The 23,258-nt window shown below is 69.5% G+C and carries 25 protein-coding genes; 16 read left to right on the forward strand and 9 right to left on the reverse strand.

Annotation, left to right across the window (positions count from 1 at the left end; all coding sequences use genetic code 11):
* Window positions 1–66 precede the first annotated feature (66 nt).
* Window positions 67–666, forward strand: coding sequence for a DUF3611 family protein (locus tag KBY86_RS07710; RefSeq protein ID WP_094512620.1), 600 nt, complete (start codon window positions 67–69; stop codon window positions 664–666).
* Here the strand turns inward: KBY86_RS07710 and surE are convergent.
* A complete protein-coding gene (gene surE, locus KBY86_RS07715; protein WP_255140731.1) occupies window positions 649–1,476 on the reverse strand; it encodes a 5'/3'-nucleotidase SurE in 828 nt (275 codons plus the stop codon). The genes KBY86_RS07710 and surE overlap by 18 nt on opposite strands.
* Before the next feature lie 97 nt (window positions 1,477–1,573).
* On the opposite strand from surE, the gene pheS reads away from it, so the two are divergent.
* From pheS to KBY86_RS07735, 4 genes are all read left to right on the forward strand, one after another.
* Entirely contained in the window at window positions 1,574–2,581 is a 1,008-nt protein-coding gene (gene pheS / locus KBY86_RS07720) for a phenylalanine--tRNA ligase subunit alpha (RefSeq protein WP_094512622.1), read from the forward strand.
* Between the two features lie 92 nt (window positions 2,582–2,673).
* A complete protein-coding gene (locus tag KBY86_RS07725; RefSeq protein WP_255140732.1) occupies window positions 2,674–3,630 on the forward strand; it encodes an NAD(+) kinase in 957 nt (318 codons plus the stop codon).
* Entirely contained in the window at window positions 3,627–4,295 is a 669-nt protein-coding gene (locus KBY86_RS07730) for a response regulator transcription factor (RefSeq protein ID WP_255140733.1), read from the forward strand. Before KBY86_RS07725 ends, KBY86_RS07730 begins: the two co-directional genes overlap by 4 nt.
* Window positions 4,292–4,900 (forward strand): DUF192 domain-containing protein, encoded by a 609-nt coding sequence (locus KBY86_RS07735; protein ID WP_315855843.1) that lies wholly within the window; start codon window positions 4,292–4,294, stop codon window positions 4,898–4,900. Before KBY86_RS07730 ends, KBY86_RS07735 begins: the two co-directional genes overlap by 4 nt.
* Before the next feature lie 267 nt (window positions 4,901–5,167).
* On the opposite strand, the gene cbiE is transcribed toward KBY86_RS07735, so the two are convergent.
* Window positions 5,168–6,577, reverse strand: coding sequence for a precorrin-6y C5,15-methyltransferase (decarboxylating) subunit CbiE (gene cbiE, locus KBY86_RS07740; protein ID WP_255140770.1), 1,410 nt, complete (start codon window positions 6,575–6,577; stop codon window positions 5,168–5,170).
* A gap of 53 nt (window positions 6,578–6,630) precedes the next feature.
* Here cbiE and KBY86_RS07745 point away from each other — a divergent pair, with 53 nt between their 5' ends.
* The 7 genes from KBY86_RS07745 to KBY86_RS07775 all read left to right on the forward strand — a co-directional run bounded on the left by KBY86_RS07745 (window position 6,631) and on the right by KBY86_RS07775 (window position 14,026).
* Window positions 6,631–6,882, forward strand: coding sequence for a hypothetical protein (locus KBY86_RS07745; RefSeq protein WP_094512626.1), 252 nt, complete (start codon window positions 6,631–6,633; stop codon window positions 6,880–6,882).
* Between the two features lie 27 nt (window positions 6,883–6,909).
* Window positions 6,910–9,417 carry a GH116 family glycosyl hydrolase gene (locus tag KBY86_RS07750; protein WP_255140734.1) on the forward strand — a complete coding sequence of 836 codons (2,508 nt, stop codon included), beginning with the start codon at window positions 6,910–6,912 and terminating at the stop codon, window positions 9,415–9,417.
* Window positions 9,414–9,932 carry a DUF3122 domain-containing protein gene (locus KBY86_RS07755; RefSeq protein ID WP_094512628.1) on the forward strand — a complete coding sequence of 173 codons (519 nt, stop codon included), beginning with the start codon at window positions 9,414–9,416 and terminating at the stop codon, window positions 9,930–9,932. Before KBY86_RS07750 ends, KBY86_RS07755 begins: the two co-directional genes overlap by 4 nt.
* 44 nt (window positions 9,933–9,976) lie before the next feature.
* A complete protein-coding gene (ribD, locus tag KBY86_RS07760) occupies window positions 9,977–11,050 on the forward strand; it encodes a bifunctional diaminohydroxyphosphoribosylaminopyrimidine deaminase/5-amino-6-(5-phosphoribosylamino)uracil reductase RibD (protein WP_255140771.1) in 1,074 nt (357 codons plus the stop codon).
* A gap of 26 nt (window positions 11,051–11,076) precedes the next feature.
* Entirely contained in the window at window positions 11,077–12,117 is a 1,041-nt protein-coding gene (locus KBY86_RS07765; protein ID WP_255140735.1) for a mechanosensitive ion channel family protein, read from the forward strand.
* Window positions 12,118–12,134: 17 nt separating this feature from the next.
* Window positions 12,135–13,664 (forward strand): peptide ligase PGM1-related protein, encoded by a 1,530-nt coding sequence (locus tag KBY86_RS07770; RefSeq protein ID WP_255140772.1) that lies wholly within the window; start codon window positions 12,135–12,137, stop codon window positions 13,662–13,664.
* Between the two features lie 83 nt (window positions 13,665–13,747).
* Window positions 13,748–14,026 (forward strand): DUF427 domain-containing protein, encoded by a 279-nt coding sequence (locus tag KBY86_RS07775; RefSeq protein WP_255140736.1) that lies wholly within the window; start codon window positions 13,748–13,750, stop codon window positions 14,024–14,026.
* A 4-nt stretch (window positions 14,027–14,030) separates the two neighbouring features.
* Here the strand turns inward: KBY86_RS07775 and KBY86_RS07780 are convergent, their stop codons facing one another.
* Window positions 14,031–14,648 carry a DUF3598 family protein gene (locus KBY86_RS07780; protein ID WP_255140737.1) on the reverse strand — a complete coding sequence of 206 codons (618 nt, stop codon included), beginning with the start codon at window positions 14,646–14,648 and terminating at the stop codon, window positions 14,031–14,033.
* Between the two features lie 435 nt (window positions 14,649–15,083).
* On the opposite strand from KBY86_RS07780, the gene KBY86_RS07785 reads away from it, so the two are divergent.
* A complete protein-coding gene (locus tag KBY86_RS07785) occupies window positions 15,084–16,211 on the forward strand; it encodes a fatty acid desaturase (RefSeq protein WP_255140738.1) in 1,128 nt (375 codons plus the stop codon).
* 249 nt (window positions 16,212–16,460) lie between these two features.
* On the opposite strand, the gene KBY86_RS07790 is transcribed toward KBY86_RS07785, so the two are convergent.
* The 3 genes from KBY86_RS07790 to KBY86_RS07800 all read right to left on the reverse strand — a co-directional run bounded on the left by KBY86_RS07790 (window position 16,461) and on the right by KBY86_RS07800 (window position 17,913).
* Window positions 16,461–16,688, reverse strand: a complete 228-nt coding sequence (locus tag KBY86_RS07790; RefSeq protein ID WP_255101041.1) for a hypothetical protein — start codon at window positions 16,686–16,688, stop codon at window positions 16,461–16,463.
* Window positions 16,689–17,209: 521 nt separating this feature from the next.
* Window positions 17,210–17,674: a DUF427 domain-containing protein gene (locus KBY86_RS07795; RefSeq protein ID WP_255140739.1), complete on the reverse strand. Its 465-nt coding sequence runs from the start codon at window positions 17,672–17,674 to the stop codon at window positions 17,210–17,212.
* A gap of 32 nt (window positions 17,675–17,706) precedes the next feature.
* On the reverse strand, window positions 17,707–17,913 hold the full coding sequence (locus KBY86_RS07800; RefSeq protein WP_094512635.1) for a hypothetical protein: 207 nt from the start codon (window positions 17,911–17,913) through the stop codon (window positions 17,707–17,709).
* 354 nt (window positions 17,914–18,267) lie between these two features.
* On the opposite strand from KBY86_RS07800, the gene KBY86_RS07805 reads away from it, so the two are divergent.
* Together KBY86_RS07805 and KBY86_RS07810 are read left to right on the forward strand one after the other, a co-directional pair.
* Window positions 18,268–18,846, forward strand: a complete 579-nt coding sequence (locus tag KBY86_RS07805; RefSeq protein ID WP_255140740.1) for a rhomboid family intramembrane serine protease — start codon at window positions 18,268–18,270, stop codon at window positions 18,844–18,846.
* A 49-nt stretch (window positions 18,847–18,895) separates the two neighbouring features.
* Window positions 18,896–19,165 (forward strand): hypothetical protein, encoded by a 270-nt coding sequence (locus KBY86_RS07810; RefSeq protein WP_144036995.1) that lies wholly within the window; start codon window positions 18,896–18,898, stop codon window positions 19,163–19,165.
* 92 nt (window positions 19,166–19,257) lie between these two features.
* Here KBY86_RS07810 and KBY86_RS15230 read toward each other — a convergent pair whose 3' ends face one another.
* The 3 genes from KBY86_RS15230 to KBY86_RS07825 form a co-directional block, all read right to left on the reverse strand.
* On the reverse strand, window positions 19,258–19,503 hold the full coding sequence (locus KBY86_RS15230) for a Nif11-like leader peptide family natural product precursor (RefSeq protein WP_255140741.1): 246 nt from the start codon (window positions 19,501–19,503) through the stop codon (window positions 19,258–19,260).
* Window positions 19,504–19,695: 192 nt separating this feature from the next.
* Complete coding sequence (locus KBY86_RS07820; protein WP_233132934.1) at window positions 19,696–20,502, reverse strand: potassium channel family protein; 807 nt, start codon at window positions 20,500–20,502, stop codon at window positions 19,696–19,698.
* Window positions 20,503–20,573: 71 nt separating this feature from the next.
* Window positions 20,574–21,251 carry an SOS response-associated peptidase gene (locus KBY86_RS07825; RefSeq protein WP_255140742.1) on the reverse strand — a complete coding sequence of 226 codons (678 nt, stop codon included), beginning with the start codon at window positions 21,249–21,251 and terminating at the stop codon, window positions 20,574–20,576.
* A 108-nt stretch (window positions 21,252–21,359) separates the two neighbouring features.
* Between KBY86_RS07825 and ftsH the strand changes: the two genes are divergently transcribed.
* On the forward strand, window positions 21,360–23,258 hold the full coding sequence (ftsH, locus tag KBY86_RS07830; RefSeq protein WP_094512639.1) for an ATP-dependent zinc metalloprotease FtsH: 1,899 nt from the start codon (window positions 21,360–21,362) through the stop codon (window positions 23,256–23,258).

Genomic DNA, 23,258 nt, shown 5'->3' on the forward strand with positions numbered 1-23,258 from the left:
CGCAGCACGGGTGGCCGGCCATGCCAAGTTTGTTGCCATTCGCCCTTCCCCACGCAAGCGCCGCCGATGGCCGATCGCCTCGATCTCCAGCTGGTTTCCGCGGCGGTGCGTCGCATGGCCTGGATCCGTTTCTGGACCCAGGTGGTGCTGTCCGTGGTGGTGGTGGGGGTGCTGATCTTCAACAACATCGGCACCCGGCTGATGGCCAACACCCAGCGGGCCCTGGGGCTGGGCCCCGGGCTGTCGCTCACGACGCTGTCGTTTTTCGTGCTGCTCTGGAGCCTCTGGCAGGGCTGGCTGATGGTGCGCTGCGGCCGCGCCCTGGCCAGCCCGGTGCGGCCCAGCCGCGGCGAAACCGGCCGGCTGATCAAGCGCAGCGTGCTGGGCGATCTGCTTGGCCTCACCCTGGCGGCGGTGGGCTACCAGGCCCTGGCCGGCAGCCTGTTCGTGCAGGCCTCCATGCAGGTGCCCGGCTTCTTCGGCGCCCAGATCACGACCCCCGGCGGCGCCGGCGGCAACGTGATGGGTCTGCCGATCACCTCGATCGAGATGCTCTCGGTGCTGAGCAACACCCAGGTGCTGTTCGCCCATCTGGTGGGCCTGCTGCTCAGCCTGTGGCTGCTGCAGCGGGTCTACAGGCCGCTGCCGTCAGAGCGGCCCGGCTGAAAGGGACCCCTGCGCCAGCAGGGGATCGAGTGCCGCCAGCTGCGACAGCGCCCCGCGCCAGAACAGTTCCGGCTGCAGCGGCGTGAGCGCCGCACCACCGCTGTGCACCTGCTCCACATCCGTGGGCCAGTCGCGCGGGCCGGCGGTGGCCGCCTCCAGATCGTTGACCACCTCACCAGCGAGCCAGTAATAGGTGCGGCCGCGGGGATCGGTGCGGCAATCGAACTGATCCACGTAGCGGCGCACCGCCGGGCGGCACCAGCGCACCGGGCCGATCGCAGCGGCGGGCTGGGCCGGCACGTTCAGGTTCAGCAGCAGGCCTTCGGGCCAGCCACCGGCGAGCATCTGCTCGGCCACCTCCAGCGCCAGCCCGGCCGCCGGGCCGAACTCGCGCCAGTCGAAGCAGGCGCTGCTCACCGCCAGCGCCTTGAGGCCCTCCAGGGTGCCCTCCATCGCCGCCGACACCGTGCCGGAATAAAAGACATCGCTGCCCAGGTTGGGGCCGTGGTTGATGCCGGAGAGCACCAGATCGGGCGGTTCCGCCAACAGGCGGCCCAGGGCCAGCTTCACGCAATCGGAAGGGGTGCCGCTGCAGGCCCAGGCCACCACCCCTTCGGCGAACAGGGCATCGGCCCGTTCCGCCCGCAGCGGGGTCTGCAGCGTGAGGCCGTGGCCGGTGGCGGAGCGTTCCTGGTCGGGGCAGACCACCGTGACCCGATGCCCCCGGGCGGCGGCGGCATTCGCCAGGGTGCGGATGCCCTCGGCGAACACCCCGTCGTCGTTGCTGATCAGGATGCGGAGGGGATGCATCGGCGCGAGCACAGCGGCGGCAGAGGTGGAGGGATCCAGCCTGGCGGCAACCTAGGCGGCCCGGATCCGTACAGTCGAGCCGCTACGCCACCCCTCCGTGAGCGCCACGATCACCCTCCAGCAGCTCACCGATCAACTCGATGCCCTTGAGGCAGAAGCGGCCGCCGAGGTGCGGGCAGCTCCCGCCGCCGCCGACCTGGAGCAGTTGCGGGTGGCGCTGCTGGGCAAGAAAGGGCGGCTTTCGGCGGTGCTCGGCGCCATGGGCAAGCTCTCGGCCGAGGAGCGGCCGCTGGTGGGACAACGGGCCAACCGGCTCAAGGAGCAACTGCAGGCCCTGCTGGGCGAGCGGCTGGAGGCGCTGCGCGAGGCCGCCATGGCCGAGAAGTTGCGCGGCGAAAGCCTCGATGTGACCGCACCGAGCCGCTACGTGCCCGCCGGCCACCGCCATCCACTGATCACCACCACCGAGGAGATCGTCGACATCTTCGCCGGTCTCGGCTACCGGGTGGAGGAAGGCCCGGAGGTGGAGACCGACCACTACAACTTCACCGCGCTCAACATCCCGCCCCACCACCCGGCGCGGGACATGCAGGACACCTTTTATCTGACGGCCAGCACCCTGCTGCGCACCCACACCTCACCGGTGCAAATCCGCCATCTGGAGCAGAACCCACCGCCGGTGCGGATCGTGGCGCCGGGGCGCGTGTACCGACGGGATGCAGTGGATGCCACCCATTCGCCGGTGTTTCACCAGGTGGAGGTGCTGGCGATCGACGAAGGGCTGGATTTCAGCCACCTGCGCGGCACGGTCACCACCTTTCTGCAGGCCTTCTTCGGCGACCTGCCGGTGCGGTTCCGCGCCAGCTACTTCCCCTTCACCGAACCCTCCGCTGAGGTGGACGTGCAGTGGCGCGGCCGCTGGCTGGAGGTGATGGGCTGCGGGATGGTTGATCCGGCGGTGCTGGAGGGGCTGGGACTGGACCCCGAGCGCTGGAGTGGCTTCGCCGCCGGACTGGGGGTGGAGCGCTTCTGCATGGTGCGCCACGGCATCGATGACATCCGCCGCCTCTATACCAGCGATCTGCGCTTCCTCGAACAGTTCTGACCCTGCGGAGCGCCCGCCAGGATCCCCACACCAGCACCACCACTGAGAGCCGGACCCCCCTCATAAACTCTCGAAACCCCTGCGCGCGATCGGTGCCCTGCGTCGGACTGATCGTCAACGACGGCAAGGCTGTGGCCGTCCGCACCGCCGATGCGATTGAGGCGCGCTTCATCGCCGCCGGCAACAGCGTGGTGCGGGTGAGCAGTTCCGGCGGCATGGTGGGCTTCGCCAACCCCGACACGCACCTGCGCAGCCTCGGCTACGCCGCCTGCGTGCCGTCCAGTTTTCATGGGGCAATGCAACTGGCGGTGGTGCTCGGCGGGGATGGCACCGTGCTCTCCGCCGCCCGCCAGACGGCCCCGATCGGGGTGCCGATCCTGACGATCAACACCGGCCACATGGGCTTCCTGGCCGAGGCCTACCTCAACGAGCTCGATGCCGCCATCGACCAGCTGCTGCAGGGCAACTGGACGGTGGAGGAGCGCACCATGCTGGTGGTGAGCGTGATGCGGGGGGAGCATCGCCGCTGGGAGGTGCTCTGCCTCAACGAAATGGCCCTGCACCGGGAGCCGCTCACCAGCATGTGCCACTTCGAGATCGCCATCGGCCGCCACGTGCCGGTGGACATCTCCGCCGACGGGGTGATTCTCTCGACCCCCACAGGCTCCACCGCCTATGCCCTCTCCGCCGGCGGTCCGGTGATCACCCCCGACTGCCCGGTGCTGCAACTCACCCCGATCGCGCCCCATTCATTGGCGTCCCGCGCCCTGGTCTTCAGCGACCGGGAGCCGGTGACCGTGTTCCCCGCCACGCCCGAGCGGCTGATGATGGTGGTGGACGGCAGTGCCGGCTGCTACGTGTGGCCGGAAGACCGGGTGCTGATCCGCCGCAGTGAACATACGGCCCGCTTCGTGCGGCTGCACGACCACGAGTTCTTCCAGGTGCTGCGCAACAAGCTGGGCTGGGGCCTGCCCCATGTGGCCAAACCCGACAGCCATGAGCACGGCGGCGGCGGCCCGCGCCCGGAGACCGGGGATGAGCGGGCGTGAGCCAGCCGTTGATCCTGCTGATCGGCCCGGAGGCCGAAGCGATGGCGCCGCGGCTGGAAGCTTCCGGTTACCGCACCGCCCTGGCGGGCTCCCTGCCCGAGCCCGCCGCCGCGGTGTTGCTGTCGGGGGAGATCGGCGCTCTCAGCATTCCTGCCCTGCGGCTCACGATGGAGCAGGTGCCCCTGCTGCTCGACATCGGCGAGGACAGCGTGGAGGGCCGCTCCGAGTGCCTCAGCGCCGGTGCCAATGATTTCTGGCTGTCGTCGGCCGGTGCCAGCGATCTGCTGACGCGGCTGCGGCTGATCCTGCAGCGGCGCGTGCAACCCCTGCCGATCAAGGCCGTGCTGGAGGTGGCCGATCTGCGGCTCGACCCCACCCTCAAACGCGTCCAGCGCGGCAACCGCGTGCTCACCCTCACGGGCCGTGAATACCGGCTGCTGGTGCTGCTGGTGCGCCAGGCGGGCGAGGTGCTGAGCCGCGAGCAGATCCTGCGGGAAGCCTGGGACGACCAGACCGAAGCTGCCAGCAACGTGGTGGAGGTGTATGTGCGCTACCTGCGCCAGAAGCTCGAGGAAGGGGGTGAGCGCCGCTTGATCCATACGGTGCGGGGGCGGGGCTACTGCCTCTGCGATCGTCAGCTTCCCAGCGGCAAGCCGGCGCCATGACATCCACCCCCCTGCGCTCCAGCGGTCAGAGGCCCGCAGCCTTGCCGGCCCTCAGTGGTCCCGTACGAGTATTCGGGCGGGGGGACTTGCTCCGGGTGATGGGGCTGGGCGTGCTGGCGGTGATGGTCGGGCCGGTTGGGGCCATAGGGGCCGCTGCGGCCGGCGCGGCATCCACTGCGCAGGGGCCCCCGCAGTTTCTGCCGCTGGAAGCGGAATGGTGTCTGGAGCATCCCGCCAGGCCTGCTGGCTGCATTCAGCTGGAGGTGCCGCGCAGCGTGCGCCAGATGGCCCTGGGGTTGATGGAGCGGCCCCCGCTCGGCCCGTTGCGGGGCATGTGGTTTCGCTTTGATCCGCCCACACCGGTGAGCTTCTGGATGCACCGTGTTCCCCAGCCACTCGACCTGATCTACCTGCGCCAGGGGCGGGTGATCGCCATCGATCCAGCCGTGCCGCCCTGTCCACGCCTGCCATGCCCCAGCTACGGGCCGGCGGAACCCGCCGATGGGGTGGTGGAGCTCCAGGCTCACGAAGCCCAGCGGCTCGGGATCGTGGTGGGCAGCCCGGCACCCCTGCGCTGGCTCCCTGGCCGGGGAGCTGGCCGCTGATCGGTGCGTGGCCAACCACAGACGGAAAACAGGAAGCACTGATCTCTGAGCACTGATCTCTGAGCACGGAGCGCTTCGTCGCTGAACGGTGAGCGCTGAACAGTGCGTACCGAGCGCTAAGCACAGAGCGGCTACATCAGGGAAAGCTGGGGCAAGCAGCTCAGCGGATGCGCAGGATTTGGATTGGCGGAAGTGGGCCCGTTGCCGCTGGCCGCCCTGCCGACCGCCTTTGCCTGGAGCCGCCGCCTGCAGGTCGTACCGCCGCGCTCAGGTCCCGGCCACTGAGCGGCGCCCTTTCAGCACCAGCACCGGGTTGAGCGGCGCGAGGCGGGTGCCGTCGGCCAGGGGCGCACCGCGCCAGGCCTGGTGCTGGCTCACGCCCACCTCCAGCTGGCCCCGCTCCAGCACTGGCCGCAGCTCCGCCAGCGCCTCCACGGTGGCCAGCGGAATCACCACCACACCGCCGGGACGCAGGCGTTGCAGCACGGCCGCCAGCAGTGCGGCGCGGCCGCGGCCGCCACCGCCGATCAACACGCGGTCGGGGTCGGGCAGGGGGGAGGGGTGCTCGCCAGGGGCGCAGGCCGCCAGCGCCTCCAGCTCCAGCACGCCGGCGGGCCGCACCCCCAGCCGCTCGGCATTGGCCTGGATCAGCGCCGCCGAGCCGCCGCGCCGCTCCACCGCCCACAGCTGCAACTGGGGCCGCAGGCGCAGGGCCTCCAGGCCGATCGAGCCCACCCCGGCGCCCAGATCCCAGAGCACGCCCTGAGCCGGCAGCTCCAGGTCGGCCAGCAGCTGGATCCGCACCTCCCGCTTGGTCATCAGGCCGGGCCGATCGGGATGCTGCAGCCAGAGGCCGTCGTCGAGGCCGAACAGGGGCAGGCCGGCCGGATCGGGAGCGGCCGGGGGCTCGGCGATCAGCAGCACCAGGTGCAGTGGATCGAGATCACTGGGCAGGGGTGCGGTGGGGGCCAGCCGCATCAGCCGCTCCTGCGGATGTCCCAGCCGCTCGGCCAGCCACAGGCTGTAGGCGGCCTCCAGGCCACTGGCCCGCAGCAGGCGGCGCACCTCCTCGGCACCGCCACGGGAGGGGTCGGTGAGCACCGCCAGCGCCGCGGGGCGCTGCTGCAGCCGCTGGGCCAGGGGTTCCGTTTCGCGGCCATGCAGGCTCACCCAGCCGGCGTCCTGCCAGGGGCGCCCCAGGCGCGCGAAGGCCAGCTGCAGGCTGGTGGGCGCCGGATGGAAGCGCAGGCGCTCCGGCGGAATGTGCTGCAGCAGCAACCGGCCGATGCCGAACCAGAGCGGATCGCCGCTGGCCAGCAGCACCACCGACTCGCCAGCGGCAAGGGCCTGCTGCAGGGCCGCGAGCAGCGGCTCGGGCTTGTCGCTGGCCAGCAGACGCGGGGGCTTCCAGGCGAGGGCGGGGCGGGTGGTGGCCTCGATGGCCTCACTGGGCTCGACGGCCTCGACAGTTTCAGTGGCCGCAGCCGCCTGCGCTGCCCAGGCGGCCAGCTGGGCCTCAAGGCCGGAATGCTGCCGGGACGGTGCCGCCAGCAGGGACGCCCCCCGCACCAGCTCCAGCGCCGCCGCGGACAGGGAGGCGAGGCCGCCCGCGTCAGTGCCGATCACCTGCAACGGCGGGCCTTGCTGCCGCCGGCCGGCCTGCGGGTCGCTGCTCATGCCGGCAGGGCGGCGAGGGAATCCGGCCATGATGACCGCCCCCCCGTTCCGCCATGGCCGAGCCGCCCGATGCCGCGATCCGCAGCCGTCGCCAGCGGATCCACGAACTGGTGCTGGCCCTGCTGGCGCAGCAGGGGGATCTGGAGCTGCTCGACGGCGATGGGGCCGCCCTCAGCGGCAACCCGGGCGAAGCCGGCCAGTGGCTGGAGCGCAACCGGCGGGTGGTGGCCCGCTACCAGGCCCTGGTGCGCTCGGCCGTCACCCTCGACGCCCTGATCGACCAGGACAGCAACGGCCAGCTCTGACAAGCTGGCCCCACCTTGTGCAGCACCATGGCGCGCTTCGGCTTCTCCGCTCTCCAGACGCTGCTGGGACGCGGGGGCGGCAAGGAGGGGTGGCAGGCGCCGCCGGCCAGCTGGCAGCGGCCCTTCGGCCTGGGCTGGGACTCGCCCTATACGGTGCGCTACGCCAGCAACCTGGACGACGGCCCCTGGCACGGCATGCCGCTGGGCGGCTTCGGCGCAGGCTGCATCGGCCGCAGCTCCGCCGGCCATGTGAATCTCTGGCACCTCGATGGCGGTGAGCACTGGTTCGGCACCCTGCCCGACTGCCAGTTCGCCCTGTTCGAAAGCGACGGCACCACACCGCTGGCCATGGCGCTGGCCACGGCGCCGGAGCAGGACGACTCCCGGCCGGGCTCCGGTGAGAACCCCCTGCCTGCCTGGCAGTGGTACCCGGCCAGCAGCGCCGAGCAGCAGACCGGCACCTACGCCGCCCGCTACCCGCTCAGCTGGTTCCAGCACAGCGGCGTGTTCCGTGCCGGTGTCTGCTGCGAAGCCTTCAGCCCGATCCTGCCGGGCGACTATGCGCGCAGCAGCTACCCGGTGGCCGTGTTCCGCTGGCAGCTCAGCAATCCCACCGAAGCGCCGCTGGACCTCTCGCTGCTGGTGAGCTGGCGCAACACCACCGGCTGGTTCACCAACACCGATCCCAGCGCTGCCGTCACCTTCCGTGATGACGGCAGCCCCGAGCACAGCTACGTGCCGGCGATCGGCCATGGCGCCGGCCAGCGCAACCGCCAGATCAACCAGCCCGGCCTGAAGGGGGTGCTGCTGGAGGGGCCGATCAGCACGCCGATCGCCGAAGGGGAAGGCCAGTGGTGCGTGGCGGTGCCCGACGACCTGCCCGGCGTGGAGGTGCTGCGCTGCAGCCGCTGGGATCCCACCGGCAGCGGCGCCGAGATCTGGGCCCCGTTCGCCCGCGACGGCTCCATTCCCGCCAGTGACAACGACCGCCGCAGCAGCGCCGGCGAGCAGGCCAGTGCGGCCATCGCCCTGCGGCTGCGGCTGGAGCCAGGGGCCACGATCGAGCTGCCGGTGGTGATCAGCTGGGACCTGCCGGTGACCGCCTTCGCCAGCGGCCAGCAGGCGCTGCGCCGCTACACCGATGTGTTCGGTGGGAGTGGCACCAATGCCACGGCGATCGCCGCCGAGGCCCTGCGCGACTGGCCCCAGTGGCGCGAGGCGATCGAGGCTTGGCAGCAGCCGGTGCTGGAGCGCAGCGACCTGCCCGAGCCGATCCGCATGGCGCTGTTCAACGAGCTCTACGACCTCGCCAGCGGCGGCAGCCTCTGGACCGCCGCCACAACCGCCGACCCGGTGGGCCGCTTCGGGGTGCTCGAGTGCCTGGATTACGCCTGGTACGAAAGCCTCGACGTGCGCCTCTACGGCTCCCTCGCCCTGCTGCAACTGTGGCCCGAGCTCGACAAGGCGGTGCTGCGCAGCTTCGCGAGGGCCATCCCCGCCGCCGACGCCACGCCACGACCGATCGGTTGGTACTTCACCCAGGGCAAGGGGCGGGTGGAGGCGGCCCGCAAGCTGGCGGGGGCCACGCCCCACGATCTGGGCGCTCCGAACGAGCGGCCCTTTGATGCCACCAACTACACCGCCTACCAGGACTGCAACCTCTGGAAGGACCTGGCCAGTGATTTCGTGCTGCAGGTGTGGCGCACCTTCCAGCTGGCGCCCACCGGCAGTGACCTGCGCTTCCTGGCCGACTGCTGGCCCGCCGCGGTGCAGGCCCTGCAGTACCTCAAGACCTTCGACATCAACGACGACGGCCTGCCCGACAACGGCGGCGCCCCCGACCAGACCTTCGACGACTGGGCCCTGAAGGGGGTGAGCACCTATTGCGGCGCCCTCTGGATCGCGGCCCTGGAGGCGGCCCTCGCGATGGGGCAGCGGCTGCAGCTGGATCTGGGGCTCGACACCAGCGCGGAGCAGCGGCAGTTCAGCGACTGGCTGGAGCAGTCGCGGGCGAACTTCGACCGGCTGCTCTGGAACGGCGAGTACTACCGCATCGATGCCGGCAGCGGCACGCCGGTGGTGATGGCCGATCAGCTCTGCGGCGACTTCTACGCCCGCCTGCTGAACCTGCCGCCGGTGGTGAGCGATGCCAACGCGCTGTCCTCGCTCACGGCGATCCGCGACGCCTGCTTCGAGCGCTTCGAGGGCGGCAAGCTCGGGGTGGCCAATGGCCTGCGCCGCGACGGCACGCCGCTCGACCCCAACGGCACCCACCCATTGGAAGTGTGGACCGGCATCAACTTCGGCCTGGCCGCCTACTACCGGCTCATGGGCCAGACCGGCACCGCTCTGGCGATCACCGGCGCCGTGGTGCAGCAGGTGTACGACGGGGGCCTGCAGTTCCGCACCCCCGAAGCCCTCACCGCCGCAGGCACCTTCCGCGCCTGCCACTATCTACGGGCGATGGCGATCTGGGCTCTGTGGGCCACACACACCCAGTGGCAACCGATTCCGGGCAGTGCCCGTCAGCCATGAGCAGCGGCTTGCCGTCCAGGGCGCTCACCCTCGCGCTCTCCCTGCTGCTGGCCCTGGGCGCACTGGCTGGCCTGATCGGCCTGGCGCCACCGGCCTTCGCCCAGATTCACAGCCACCCCGACGAAAACGGCACGCCAGTGGTGCGCAGCCTCGAGAGCCTGCGGGATCTCGACGACCAGAGCTGGCAGCTGGTGGGCTACCGGCAGGGGCCACCCGGCGGCCCGCTGCGCCTGCGCATCGTGGGCTATCCGGGCAAGTTGCGCCTCGATCACCCCACCCCGCTGGCGGTGCGCTCCGGGGTGTTCCAGTGGGAGCTCGCCGATCTCACCCTCGCCAATCCCCAGCTCACAGCCGATGCCCGGGCGGCCGCGGCCGAATTCGATCTGGCGCCGCTGCTGGCCGACCTTGACCGCGACCGGCCGCTGCGGCTGAGGCTGCGCGGCGGGTTCACCGATCTGCTGGTTCCTCCCTACGTGGTGGCTGAATGGCGGCAGCTGCCGGACGCGCCCCTTTGAGCGCGGCGCCGGCTGACTCCGGCCACCGCCCCTGGCTGGCCTGGATGGACCGGGCGCTGCAACTGGCCGCCCTCGGCCAGGGCCGCACCAGCCCGAACCCGATGGTGGGCGCCGTGGTGCTCAGCGCCGACGGCACCCTGGTGGGGGAGGGCTTCCATGCCGCCGCCGGGCAGCCGCATGCGGAGGTGGGGGCGCTGGCCCAGGCCGGGGCACGAGCCCGGGGGGGCACCCTGCTGGTGACCCTGGAGCCGTGCTGCCACCACGGCCGCACGCCGCCGTGCAGCGAGGCCGTGATCGCCGCCGGCATCCGCCGGGTGGTGGTGGCGATGGAGGATCCCGATCCGCGCGTGGCGGGCGGTGGCCTCGCCCGGCTGCGGCAGGCGGGGGTGGAGGTGATCGGCGGGGTGCGTCAGGCGCAGGCCCTGGAACTCAATCGCGCCTTCGTGCACAGGGTGCTCAACGGCAGGCCGCTGGGCCTGCTCAAGTGGGGCATGAGCCTCGACGGGCGCACCGCCCTGCCCAGCGGGCAGAGCCAGTGGATCACCGGCCCCGCCGCCCGCGACTGGGTGCACCGTCTGCGGGCCCGCTGCGATGCCGTGATCGTGGGCGGCGGCACCGTGCGGGCCGACAACCCGTTGCTCACCAGCCGCGGCCGGCGCCAGCCCGAACCGCTGCGGGTGGTGCTCAGCCGCCAGCTGGAGCTGCCCGGCCTGCCAATGCAGCTCTGGAACCAGGCGCAGGCCCGCACCCTGGTAGCCCATGGTCCGGAGGCGCCGCCGCAGCGCCGTGACGCACTGGCGGCCCTCGGTGTGGAAACGCTGGAGCTGAGCGCCTGCGAACCCCGGCCGCTGCTGGAGGCCCTGGCTGGACGCGGCTGCAACCAGGTGCTGTGGGAATGCGGGCCCAGCCTGGCGGCGGCCGCCCTGCGGCAGGGTTGCGTGCAGCGGTTGGCGGCCGTGATCGCGCCGCGGCTGCTTGGTGGGGCGGCCGCCCGCACGCCGCTGGGTGATCTGGAGCTGGCAGACCTGGCGGAAGCCCGGCTGTGGACCGGCCAACAGCTGAGCCGCTGCGGGCCTGATCTGCTCTGGGAGCTGGAGGCGCCGGAGCCTGATCCGTAGGGTGTCGGGCAGCCACCACGGCCGCCATGCCGGTGCCTGCCCTGCTGCCCCCCCGCTTCCCGATACCGATCGCCGGCCTGCTGCTGGCGGTGGCGGTGTGGGTGGCCTTGCAGCTGATCGGCACACGCCTGCGGCGGGATTCCCTGGCCCGGGCCCTGCTGATGCGCAGCCGGCTCAGCCTCTGCCTGACGATCCTGCTGGCCAGCGTGGGCTGGTGGGTGGCCACGCTGATTGGCACCGAGCTGCTGCCGCTGCCGCGCGGCGGGCTGGAGGTGCGCGACGGGCTGATCGTGATCGGCCTGGTCTGGACGGTGCTGCGCTGCAAGGGGGAGCTGCTGCGCCGGGTGGACACCTACTCCAAGCAGGTGTTCCCGAACCTGCCAGAGCGCGACCGCCTGTTCCTGTTCGACCTGGCCGACAAGCTGATCGCGATTCTGGTGGCGGTGATCGTCACCCTGGAGCTGCTGCGGCTGCTCGGCACCCCCACGGCGTTGCTCGCCACCGCCGGCGGCTTCGGGGCGGCGGCCCTCGGCTTCGGCGCCAAGACGATCGTGGAGAACGCCCTCAGCGGCATCAGCCTTTACATCAACCGCCCCTTCGTGGTGGGGGATTTCATCCGCATCCCCTCCGAAGAGCTGACCGGCACCGTGGTTCAGATCGGCTGGTTCTACACCCAGCTGCGCGATCCCGAGCGGCAACCGGTGTTCATTCCCAATGGCCTGTTCACCACCCAGCCGGTGATCAACATCGCCCGCATCGATAACCGCAGGATCTGGATCGATTTCGGCGTGCGCTACCAGGATCGCCCTGTGCTGGAGGCGATCATCAACGCGCTGCAGCACCAGCTGGCCGCCGATCCCGCCATCGATCACGACAAGACCCTGGCAGTGCACTTCGTGGGCTACGGCGAGTCCAGCCTGCAGTTGCGGCTGCTCTGCCACGCCAGCGATGGCGACATGGCCACTGCCTGGGACCTGCAGCAACGGCTGCTGCTGCAGATCGGCCGGGTGGTGGAGGAGCACGGTGCCCAGATGCCAGCTCCGCTCCACTCCCTGCTCAAGACTTGAGCCGCTGCCCCCTCACCATGCCGCTCACCTTCGAGGAACTCCAACAGCAGCTGCGGCCCGCCTGGGGGGCACTGGATGTGGGCACCAGCGATGGCCTCGATCCCGAGGGCTGCGATCTGCTGGTGGTGCCGTCGTTGAGCCTGGATCAGAACCAGATCGACCTGGTGGCCGGCGCTCACCACTACGAGGAGCGGCAGCTGTTCTCGCTGATCAGCCTGCGGCATCCGGCTGTGCAGGCCGTATACCTCACCAGCAAGCTGCTGCCCGATCTGGTGGTGGATGCGGTGCTGGAGCTGCTGCCGGGGGTGCCCGCCTCCCACGCCCGGCGCCGGTTGCAGCTGTTCGACACCGACGACGCCTCGCCGCGGCCCCTCACCCAGAAACTGCTGGAGCGGCCCGCCCTGCTGCAGCGCATCCGCGAGCGGCTGCGGCCAGGCCGCAGCTTCATGACCTGCTTCAACGTGACGCCACTGGAGAAGGAACTCTCGGTGCGGTTGCAGGTACCGCTGCTGGGCACCGATCCCGGCCTGGGGCGCTGGGGCAGCAAGGCGGGCAGCCGCGAGCTGTTCCGCCGCTGCGGGGTGCCCCATCCGGCCGGCAGCGCGCTGGTGCACGATCTCGACGCCCTCAGCGAGGCCACCGCTGCCCTGTGGGAGGCCCATCCGGATCTGGAGCGGGTGGTGGTGAAGCTGAACGAAGGCTTCAGTGGCGAAGGCAACGCCCCGCTGGAGCTGGGGCCGCTGCAGCTGGCGGAACGCAGTGGCGGCGAACGGCGCCGGCTGCTGCGTCAGGTGCTGGAGGTGCTGCCGATGCCGCCGCCCCAGTGGCAGCAGTTGCTGGTGGAGCAGGGGGCCCTGGTGGAGGCCTGGCTGCAGGGGGGAGAGGCGCTCAGCTCACCCAGCGTGCAGGGCACGATTCACCCGGGCGGGCAGGTGGAGATGCTCTCCACCCACGAGCAGATCCTCGGCGGTCCGAACGGGCAGACCTATCAGGGCTGCCGCTTCCCCGCCGACACCGCCTACCGGGAGGCGCTGCTGCGCCATGGGCGGGCGGTGGGGGAAGCGCTGGCGCAGGAGGGCGCGCTGGAGCGCTTCGCGGTGGATTTCATCGCCCGCCGCTTCGCTGAGCAGTGGGATGTGCAGGCGATCGAGGTGAACCTGCGCAAAGGGGGCACCACCCATCCGTTCATGGCCCTGCGCTACGCCACCAATGGCCGGATCGATCCGGTCAGTGGCGTGTTCCATTCGCCTACGGGCCAGGAGCTCTGCTATGTGGCCACCGACAACCTTTGCGATGCCCGCCTGCGCGGTCTGTTGCCGATCGACCTGATCGACATCGTGGCCGTAGCGGGGCTGCACTTCGATCCCGCGGAGCTGCGCGGCAGCCTGTTTCACCTGCTGGGTTGCCTGTCCCAGTACGGCAAGCTCGGCATGACCTGCATCGGCCATGACGCCGCCGAAGCCAGCCGCCTCTACGACGCCACCGCCGAGCGGTTGATGCAGGGGGCGCAGGCGCTGCGGCGGCATCCACACCCCGGCACACGCTGAGGTGGCCACATCAGCGGCAGCCTGGCCCGGCGCGACAACCCTCTGCGAAAGGCCCGAAAATGGAAGGCCCCTGTACCTTTTCCATGGAAGCCCGCTGGAACGACTGCGTGATCGCCTCCAGTGACGACATCGTCAAGCTCGAAGGCAATGCCTACTTCCCGCCGCAGGCCCTGCGACCGGAATGCTTCCGCCCCTCCACGCACCGCAGCGTCTGTGGCTGGAAGGGGGAAGCCCACTACTACGACGTGGTGGTGGGAGACCAGGTGAATGCCAACGCCGCCTGGTTCTACCCGTCGCCCAAGCCAGCCGCCGAGGAGATCGCCGGACGGGTGGCCTTCTGGAAAGGCGTCAGCGTGGCCTGAACGCTCAAACCAACGCGGCCAGCTGGGGCAGCGGCAGCCCGTGGGGTCCGTAGGCCCGCTGCAGGCGGTGGACCAGCCCTGGCTCCGGCGTCCAGCGCAGTTCCGTGATCAGTGGTTCACCCGGCAGGCGCGGGTTGGTGGTTTCCAGCTGCAGGTTCGCCTCCAGCTGCCAGAGCTCCCGGCTGCCGCCGACGGGCTGGCGACGCACCCGATGGGGCGCTGCCGGCGCCGCCTCCTGGAGGCCGGGCCGGGCTTCCACCACCAGCACCACGGCTTCGAGGCGCTCGGCGCCGTGCCGCACCACCACCCGCCGGCGCCGCTCGCCGTGCACGAGGCAGAGCTCGGTGAGACAGCTCCAGGGACCAACCTTGTCGGGGCCGAGGCTCCAGTGCCCCTGCGGGGAGATCTCCATCTCGGCGGGAGGCTCCTGAAACCGCATCGTGGCCACCCGGCCGGTGTGGCGGTAGGTGAGGGCGGCCTCCACGTTGCCGTCCACCTCCCGCACCTCCAGGCCGGTGGGAAAGCGCTGAGCTTCGATCCCGGCCCCATCCAGCCGGATGAAGGTGCCCTCCCACAGCCCGGCGCTGGCATCGAGAAGGATCTGGCGCGGCGATCGGAGCATGGGGCGCTGATGAGGCCGCCCATGCTGGCAAGCATGGCGCTGGCCGCGCGAGCGGAGGCACTGAATGGCCTGCGCCATGGTGCGGCCGGCGCCCGGGCCGGGACAGGGGCCTTGGCAAGGACCGAGCCTTGGCCAAGGCTGGTGGCTGGGTCATCGCCGGTGGCTTCGTTCCGCAGCAGGCCTGCCTACCATCGGGGAATCATCGTGATTCCGAGGCCCGCGCCTGAGCCTTCAATTGCTGCTGACCTGCAGCCCCCTTCTCCGTCCACTCACGGCTTCGGCGGCAGCCGCCCCCCAACGATGATCCCGTCCGTCACCACTTCCACCCAACCTGGCGCCAATTCGCCGGGCCCGGCGTCACGCGCTGCGGCTGCGCAGAGCAGGCCTTCAGTTGCCGCCCAGCCGCAAGCAGGCCAGGCCCTGCCATCCCGCCGCGTGCGCCGCTCCGATTTCATCCTCACCCCCTATTGCCGCAGCGACGACCGCATCGCTAGCTGGCAGCTGGTCAACACCGTGGTGCCCTACCTGTTGCTGTGGGCGCTGGTGATGCGGCTGCTGGCAGCCGGTCACCCTTGGCTGTGCGCCCCGTTGCTGGTGGTGATGGTGCTGTTCTCCGGGCGGTGCTTTTCGCTGATGCACGATTGCGGCCACCGCTCGCTGTTCCGCACCGCCTGGATGAACCGGGGCGCGGGCTTCCTGCTGGGTGTGATCAATGCCATTCCGCAGCATCCCTGGTCGGAAGGGCACGCCTATCACCACCGCCACAACGGCAACTGGGAGCTCTACCGCGGCCCATCGGCGCTGATTTCGGTAGACGAATTTCTCAACCTCTCAGCCGGCCAGCAGCGTTTTTACCAGTTTCTGCGTCACCCGCTGATGCTGTTTCCCGGTGGCTTCTTCTATCTGGTGATCAAGCCCCGCGTGGCCCTGTTGCTTGGCAGTGTGGATGCGCTGCGCCATGCGGCGCGCACCTGTCGCCAGAACCCACGCACGCCCTTCAACAAACTGCTCAGCACCCACACCTCAAAGCACTGGTATTCCACTTCCCAGTTTGTTGATCTGCTTCTGAACAACATCTGCGTGATCAGCGGCTGGGTGCTGCTCTCCCATTGGCTGGGGGCCGGACGTTTCTGGAGTGTGTATTCGATCGTGATGGCCTGCTCGGCGGCGCTGTTCATCTGCATCTTCTTCGTGCAGCACAACTTCGAAACCTCCTATGCCCATCGCACCGAGGGCTGGAGTGGCTTAACCGGCGCTCTCGATGGCACGAGCCTTTTGTTATTGCCGCCGATCCTGAACTGGTTCACCGCCGACATCGGCTTCCACAACATCCATCACCTCTGCGAAACGATCCCGAACTACCGCCTGCGGGCCTGCCACGAACGCAACGCAGAGCTCCTGAAACACGCCCAGGTTCTGCACATCCGCGACATACCGGATTGCTTCAAGTTCGTCCTGTGGGATCGCAACCGCGATCGCCTGCAGTCGGTGGCGGCCGCCCTTGCGGAAGCGTTGGCCGGCGCCGCCGGGCCACAGGCTCCTGTGGTTGAGGCGCGGGCCTGAGGGGGCACCTCCCTCAGGGGCAGGGTGTCAGCCCGAATGACGGCGTCGGCCTCAACCCCCGGGCCGGGCTTCAGACATTGATTGGTTCAGCAACCCGACGCTCTCAGGCTGACGTCATTGCTTGGGCGCCTTCGCGTTGATTGATCTAGGCACCAGGGCGTGGCTCCTTGATGCCTCTGGACGCCGGAAACGGCGCCCGTTTCGGAGGATGTGCTCGGTGCTCGGTGCTCGGTGCTCGGTGCTCGGTGCTCAGCGCTCGCCGAGCAGCTCAGCCCAGCTGAGTGGCTGGTGGGCGCGCTCCTTGCTGCGACGCGCTTTCGAGGCCATGGAAGCCAGGCCGGCGAAGTGGCTGGCGCGATCAATGCAGCAGAACAGGGCGCTTGTGGCGGCCGGGGCCGGCAGCACCTGGCGGCGGGCCGATCGGGTGGTACGCGTCGCCGGGCTGGTGGTGGTGGGCAAGGTGGTGGTGATGGTCATGGAAACAGTGGGCATGAAAAAACGGGTCAAGGAAAACGGGTCAGGAACGTTGGATGAAGTGAAAAAGCGGGGCATGGAAACGCCCAGGAGCAAGGAGCAAGCACGGCACGGACCCAGAAAGCCCGGGCTTGACGCAGAAACACCGGATCCGGCCACGAGGCGCCGTTGGATCCAGTCACCGAACAAGCCGCCTCACGCGCTGCGTGAGAAAGGGCCATCAAGGGAGGAAGGCCGGAGCCGGATTGACCATGAGCAGAGGAAGACCGGAATCCCGGAAAGCCATCCAGCTCTTGCCTGGCGCTGAAGCGATGCAGCCAGGCGATGAAACAGGTGGGTTGAGCCAGCTTGGAGGAAGCCGCTGAAACAAACCGTTGATTGAATCGGCCCCTCGCGGAGCTTCGGCCGACACTTCACCGTACACCCTCAAGGGAATTCTACGATGCTCCGGATCGGATCGGCTGCTGGTGGGGGTCCGGGCAGATCAGATCCACTTCGATCAGATCAACTCTGATGAGATCAACTCAGATCAGCTCCGGATGCTGTGGATCTCCCTTGAACGGGCCGCACACCCGCGAGGTGATCCAGCCACCGTAGAAGCCTCCGGGTTGCGGCGTCACCCGCTCACCATCAAGGAAACAGGCGTCCATCAGGGCCGGATAGAAGCTGAACCAGCCGGCCAGCTCACGGAACGCCGGCGTGGGATCTGTGTAGGTCCAGCCGGCACGGCGCAGGCGCCGCTCGTCCAGCACCACATCCACGTAGGTGGCCAGCCCCTTCCACTCGCAGAAGCTGCGGCCCGGCACAGCCTCAAGCAGCTCCAGCTGCACGGCCTCCGGTGGTAGGTAGACCGTGGGGGGATGGAAGGTTTCCTTCACCAGCAGGGAGCGGTGGCTGTCGGCGAGCCGCCTGCCCAGGGCCTGCACTTCCACATGGGCTGTGCTCGCCACGAGGGCGGGGGGACGGGGATAGTCAGCGACGCGCTCCATGGTCCTGGCTGTGCTGCCGTCAGTGTGATGGCTCAGAACTTGCCCCGCAGCAGCAGCAGCGCGCCGAGGAAGAGCGGCACGTTGATCACCGCCGCGATCACCAGCACGGCACTGGCCCAGCCTGGCTGGTGAATGGCGGCGGCAGCCAGCAGGAAGCTGCCGTCCACCACCACCAGCGAGCCCATCCAGGCGAGCGGAAACCGAATCGACCCCTGACGCTGCTGGGGCTCGGCGCCCATGGGAGGGGGCGTGAGCGGGGACAAAGGTGGAGATGGGGATGGAGCCAGCGGATCCTTGAGCGAGGGGTTGTTGGAGGAAGCAGGAGCGGCCATGACGTTCCGGGGAAACTCCCAACTTCGAGAAAAACAATGGCAACGGTGGTCAGGTCTGGGCAGCCCGCCCAGCCAGCCAGCGAACGGGCTGGGTGCTCTCAGGCAGCCGGCCCGCCCCAGGCGCCCCCTACCCGATAGCGTCGGACGCGCCAAGGAGCGTTGGCTAACGATGCCGCTTCCAATCCTGCCGGGGCTGCAGCCGGCCCCAGGCCATCTCTCCGCTCATGCCTTCGCCCGCCGTTTCTCCCGCGGCTGCCGCTGATGGCGAACGGCTCCGGTGTGATGGTCAAACTGCAGCAGACCTTCTGGCTGCCGCTGTTGGTGGTGGCGGTGCCCTGGGGCCAAGAGCTGATCGACCAGATCTTCTTCGGCGGCCAGTGGAACCTGCCGATGCAGCCCGGTGGCTCGTTTGTGGGCGTGCTCACGGCGCCGTTCAGCCACGGCGGCTTCGGCCACCTGATCGGCAACACCCTCTGGTTCCTGCCGCTGTCCTGGCTGGTGCTGCTGAAGAGCTGGCGCGACTACCTGGCGGTGTGGCTCGGGGTGTACGCCACCGCCATTCCGGTGTGGCTGCTCTGGCCCAATGGCAGCCATGGCCTTTCAGGGGTGGTGTTCGGCTTGCTGGGCTATCTGCTGGTGATCGGTTTTCTGGAGAAGCGCCCGCTGGTGCTAGCCCTGTCGCTGTTCAGCCTGGTGAGCTACGGCGGCCTGCTGCCCAGCCTGATTCCCTTCTTCTCCCCACCGGGAGTGAGCTGGATCGGCCATGCGTCCGGATTCGCAGGCGGCATACTGGCGGCTGGGGCGATCTACCGGGAGCCCGTACCAGGACCGAGGCTTTAGGGCCTGTCCTTCGCAATGCCCTTTCACCTTCGACTCTGCGCTTGTTCTGATGTCCTGCCCCCGCTGCGGCAGTTGGAGTGTGCGAAGGGACCGCAGCCTGGCCGGACGCATGGTGTGCGGTAACTGCAGCCTGCCGCTGGGCCCGAACGCCAGTCGCGGCGGTGCTCCCCGCTCCGGTCTGCCACGCCTGGGCGGGCTCTCCCGGCTGCGGTCGTGGCGCTGGACGCTGCCGCTCGGCCTGCTGCTGGTGAGTGCCTACCTGGCCCAGGTGAGCGCCGATCGCCCCCAGGAGTGGCCACCCGCCACTCAGGTCCGCTGACCGTTCGTTGAACCGCTTAGCCGCCCCAACCCGGCGCAGCCGCGAACTGCGTGGGTGCCCTGCGCCGGCAGCTCTGCTTGAAGGCCTGCCGCTCAGCCAGGGATGAAACTGCGCAGGCGGCGGGCATCGGCGCCTGCCCGCTGCTGCAGCTCGGCGGCGCTGCACTGCGACTCATCCCGTTCGCGCGCGGCGAGCACGTCGCGCTCCTCCACCGTGTAGCCCTCCTGGGAAGTCAGGGCGAGGAACGCCTCCAGCTCCAGCGGTTCAGCCAAGAGGGCCTGCAGAGCCGGAGTGCGGCGGGCGTGAGCCAGGAAGGCATCGAGTTGGGCGAGGCTCACGGTGTCCGGGCGGATCGGCTCTGTCCTAACGGATCGCTGCCAAAAGAACTCAGTCGAACGAGGCACTCGGGCCTCCGGCGACCGGCCAACCGGGAACCTTCGGTGCGATGGCGGGCGGTCAACCTGCAGGAGGGCGTCCGGCAGAAGGGCGTCCGGCGAAGGGCCAACTGGCGAGCGGCAAGCCCGCAACCCTCAGGGCGACGGCGGGCGACCGGCCTTGAGCTGCCTGAGCGCTTCCGCCACCTCCTGCGCCTCGGCGGAATTGGAGCGGTTGATCAGCAAGCCCAGCACCAGGGCCATGTAGGTGGGGCCGATCACGCAGAAGCTGATCGTGAGCATCTGCGCCTGCGGGGTCTGGGGGGCGATGTCCCCGAAGCCCACGGTGGTGAGGCAGACGAAGGCGAAATAGTTGAGCCGCACGAAATCGAGCTGCCAGATGAGCTTCTGCATCTCGGCCGAGGTGATCGGCCCGAGCAGCTGCGTCGAGGCATCCAGCGCTGTGAAGCTGCCGGGCACGATCGTCTCGAGGATCGTCATCAACAGCCCGGCGGTGAGGCCGAGCAGCAGATAGCCGGCCACGGCACCCATCAGCACCCGCCGCTCCACCGTGGGCTCCAGTGCCAGCAGCGCCAGCAGCCGTAGCACGCTCCAGGTGATGAATACCGTGACCATCACCAGCAGCGGCAGCCCGCTGCGCTGCGCGCCGGCGGGGGCAAACGACCACAGCCCCTGCACCATCAGGACCGAGAGGCCCAGCAGGCGGTAAAGGAGATTGCCGAGACAGGGCCGTCCCGCGAGCCGGATCGGTCCGCCCATGGCGACCACGAGCAGCAGCAGGGTGAGCCCGTAGCCGAGGGCGCCGAGCGGGCGCCATTCCATCGGCAGGGCGAAGCTCGCCATCACCAGCACGGTGAGCAGCAGCAGGGCGGGGTAGAAGCGCAGGCGACGTTCCAGGCGCAGCAGCGCGCTGGGGTCATGCCGGAAGGCCGGAGCGAACAAGGGCGCGACCGCAGCGGGCCACCCATTGTGTCGACGGCAGCTGCGAAACCAGCAGCAGCCCCGGCCAGCGCTCAGCCGAACAGATCCAGCTGCGCTGCCGCTCTGCCGGTCTCCCTGGTGTCAGTCCCGAGTGGATCCGCCTGCCAGGCCTCCGGCTCCCAGCCGCGCAGCAGCGGCTCCAGGGCCCGCAGCCCCGCGCCATCGCTGGGCGCCAGCCACGCCTCTTCCAGACCGTCGGGAAGGATCACCGGCATGCGGTCGTGGATCGGCGCCATCAGCGCATTGGGCGCGGTGGTGAGCACGCAACAGCTCTCCACCTCGCTGCCGTCAGGGCCGATCCAGCGGTCCCACACTCCCGCCAGCCAGAACAGCTGCTGATCGCGGCGGTGGATCCGCCAGGGCCGGCGCCGTCCCTTCGGGCCGCTCCATTCGTAGAACGCGTCGGCGGGCAACAGGCAGCGGCGGTGGCGCCAGGCGCCACGGAAGGAGGCTTTCTCCGCCACCGTTTCGGCGCGGGCGTTGATCGGCCGCGGTGCCCCGAGCGGGTCCTTGGCCCATTCCGGCAGCAGGCCCCAGAGCAGCAGGGCGGCGCCGATCACGCCGTGCTCCTGGCGCTGGGCCAGCACCGGCTCGCCCGGGCGCACCTCGGGCCGGGCGGCGTGATGGGCCGCCAGATCCGCCGGCAGGCGACCGCCGAGCCGCGGCAGCAGGCGGTCGAGATCGCTGGTGAGGGAGTAGCGGCCACACATGGCGTTACACGTTCAGGCGGGTCAGGTCACGTTCGGTTGTCACCCCCCGGAGCAGGGGCCGCTGCCTCAGGAGGGCCGCTTAGCTTGGCTCCACTGCATCTTCAGGCGATGGCCCTCCGTCAGGACGAGAACAAGCCGAACCGCCGTTTCAGCATCATCAATCTGGTGCTGATCGGCTTCGGCGTGTTGCTGCTGTTCAGCAACTTCCTGCCGAACCCGGCCACCCAGGTGCCGCGCGTCCCCTATTCCTTGTTCATCGACCAGGTCAATGACGGCAATGTCAAACGTGCCTTCATCACTCAGGACCAGATCCGCTACGAGCTGAGCAACGCCCCTGAGGGATCGCCGTCGGTGCTGGCCACCACGCCGATCTTCGACATGGACCTGCCCCAGCGCCTGGAGCAGAAAGGGGTGGAATTCGCCGCTGCGCCACCGAAGCGCCCCAGCTTCTTCACCACCCTGTTGAGCTGGGTGGTGCCGCCATTGATCTTCATCGTGGTGCTGCAGTTTTTCGCCCGCCGTTCGATGGGCGGTGGCGGTGCCCAGGGCGCGCTCAGCTTCACAAAATCCAAGGCCCGCGTTTACGTGCCTGATGAGGAATCCCGCGTCACCTTCGCGGATGTGGCCGGCGTGGATGAAGCCAAGGCCGAGCTCTCCGAGATCGTCGACTTCCTCAAGACCCCTGAGCGCTATGTGGAGATCGGCGCCCGCATCCCCAAAGGCGTGCTGCTGGTGGGCCCTCCGGGCACCGGCAAAACCCTCCTGGCCAAGGCAGTGGCGGGTGAATCCGGCGTGCCCTTCTTCATCATCTCCGGCTCGGAATTCGTGGAGCTGTTCGTGGGTGCCGGTGCCGCCCGCGTGCGTGATCTGTTCGAGCAGGCCAAACAGAAGGCGCCCTGCATCATCTTCATCGACGAACTCGATGCCATCGGCAAGAGCCGGGGCGGCTCGATGGGCGTGGTGGGCGGCAACGACGAACGGGAGCAGACCCTCAACCAGTTGCTCACCGAAATGGATGGCTTCACCTCCAAGGACAAGCCAGTGATCGTGGTGGGAGCCACCAACCAGCCGGAAACCCTCGATGCCGCCCTGCTGCGTCCTGGCCGTTTCGACCGCCAGGTGCTGGTCGACCGCCCCGACCTCTCCGGCCGCAAGACGATCCTGGAGATCTACGCCGACAAGGTGAAACTCGCCCCTGGCGTCGATCTCGACAAGATCGCCCAGGCCACCAGCGGCTTCGCCGGAGCCGACCTGGCCAACCTGGTGAATGAAGCGGCCCTGCTGGCGGCACGGGTCAAGCGCACCTCGGTGGAACAGGGCGACCTCAACGAAGCGATCGAACGGGTGGTGGCGGGCCTTGAGAAGCGCAGCCGCGTCCTGCAGGACGACGAGAAGCGGGTGGTGGCGTACCACGAAGTGGGCCACGCGATCGTGGGGCACCTGATGCCCGGCGGCGCCAAGGTGGCCAAGATCTCGATCGTGCCGCGCGGCATGTCGGCACTCGGCTACACCCTGCAGCTGCCGCAGGAAGAGCGCTTCCTCAATTCCAAGGAAGACCTCGAAGGCCAGATCGCCACCCTGCTGGGCGGCCGTTCCGCCGAAGAGGTGGTGTTCGGTGAAATCACCACCGGCGCCGCCAACGACCTGCAGCGCGCTACCGATATCGCCGAGCAGATGGTGGGCACCTACGGCATGAGCGACACGCTCGGCCCCCTGGCCTACGACAAGCAGGGCGGCAACCGCTTCCTCGGCAACGGCAGCAACCCCCGCCGAGTGGTGAGCGATTCCACGGCGGTGGCGATCGACCGCGAGGTGCGCAGCCTGGTGGACCGGGCCCATGAACGGGCGCTGGCGATCCTCAAGGGGAACCGCGGCCTGCTGGAGGACATCGCCGCCAAGATCCTCGAGAAAGAGGTGATCGAAGGCGACGAGCTCAAGCAGCTGCTCTCCTCCAGCGTGATGCCTGAGGACGCCGCCTTCGCCGAGCCGGTGCCGGTTCCCGCCTGA

Source organism: Synechococcus sp. Lug-A, from assembly GCF_024345655.1.
In the GTDB taxonomy this organism is placed as follows: domain Bacteria; phylum Cyanobacteriota; class Cyanobacteriia; order PCC-6307; family Cyanobiaceae; genus MW101C3.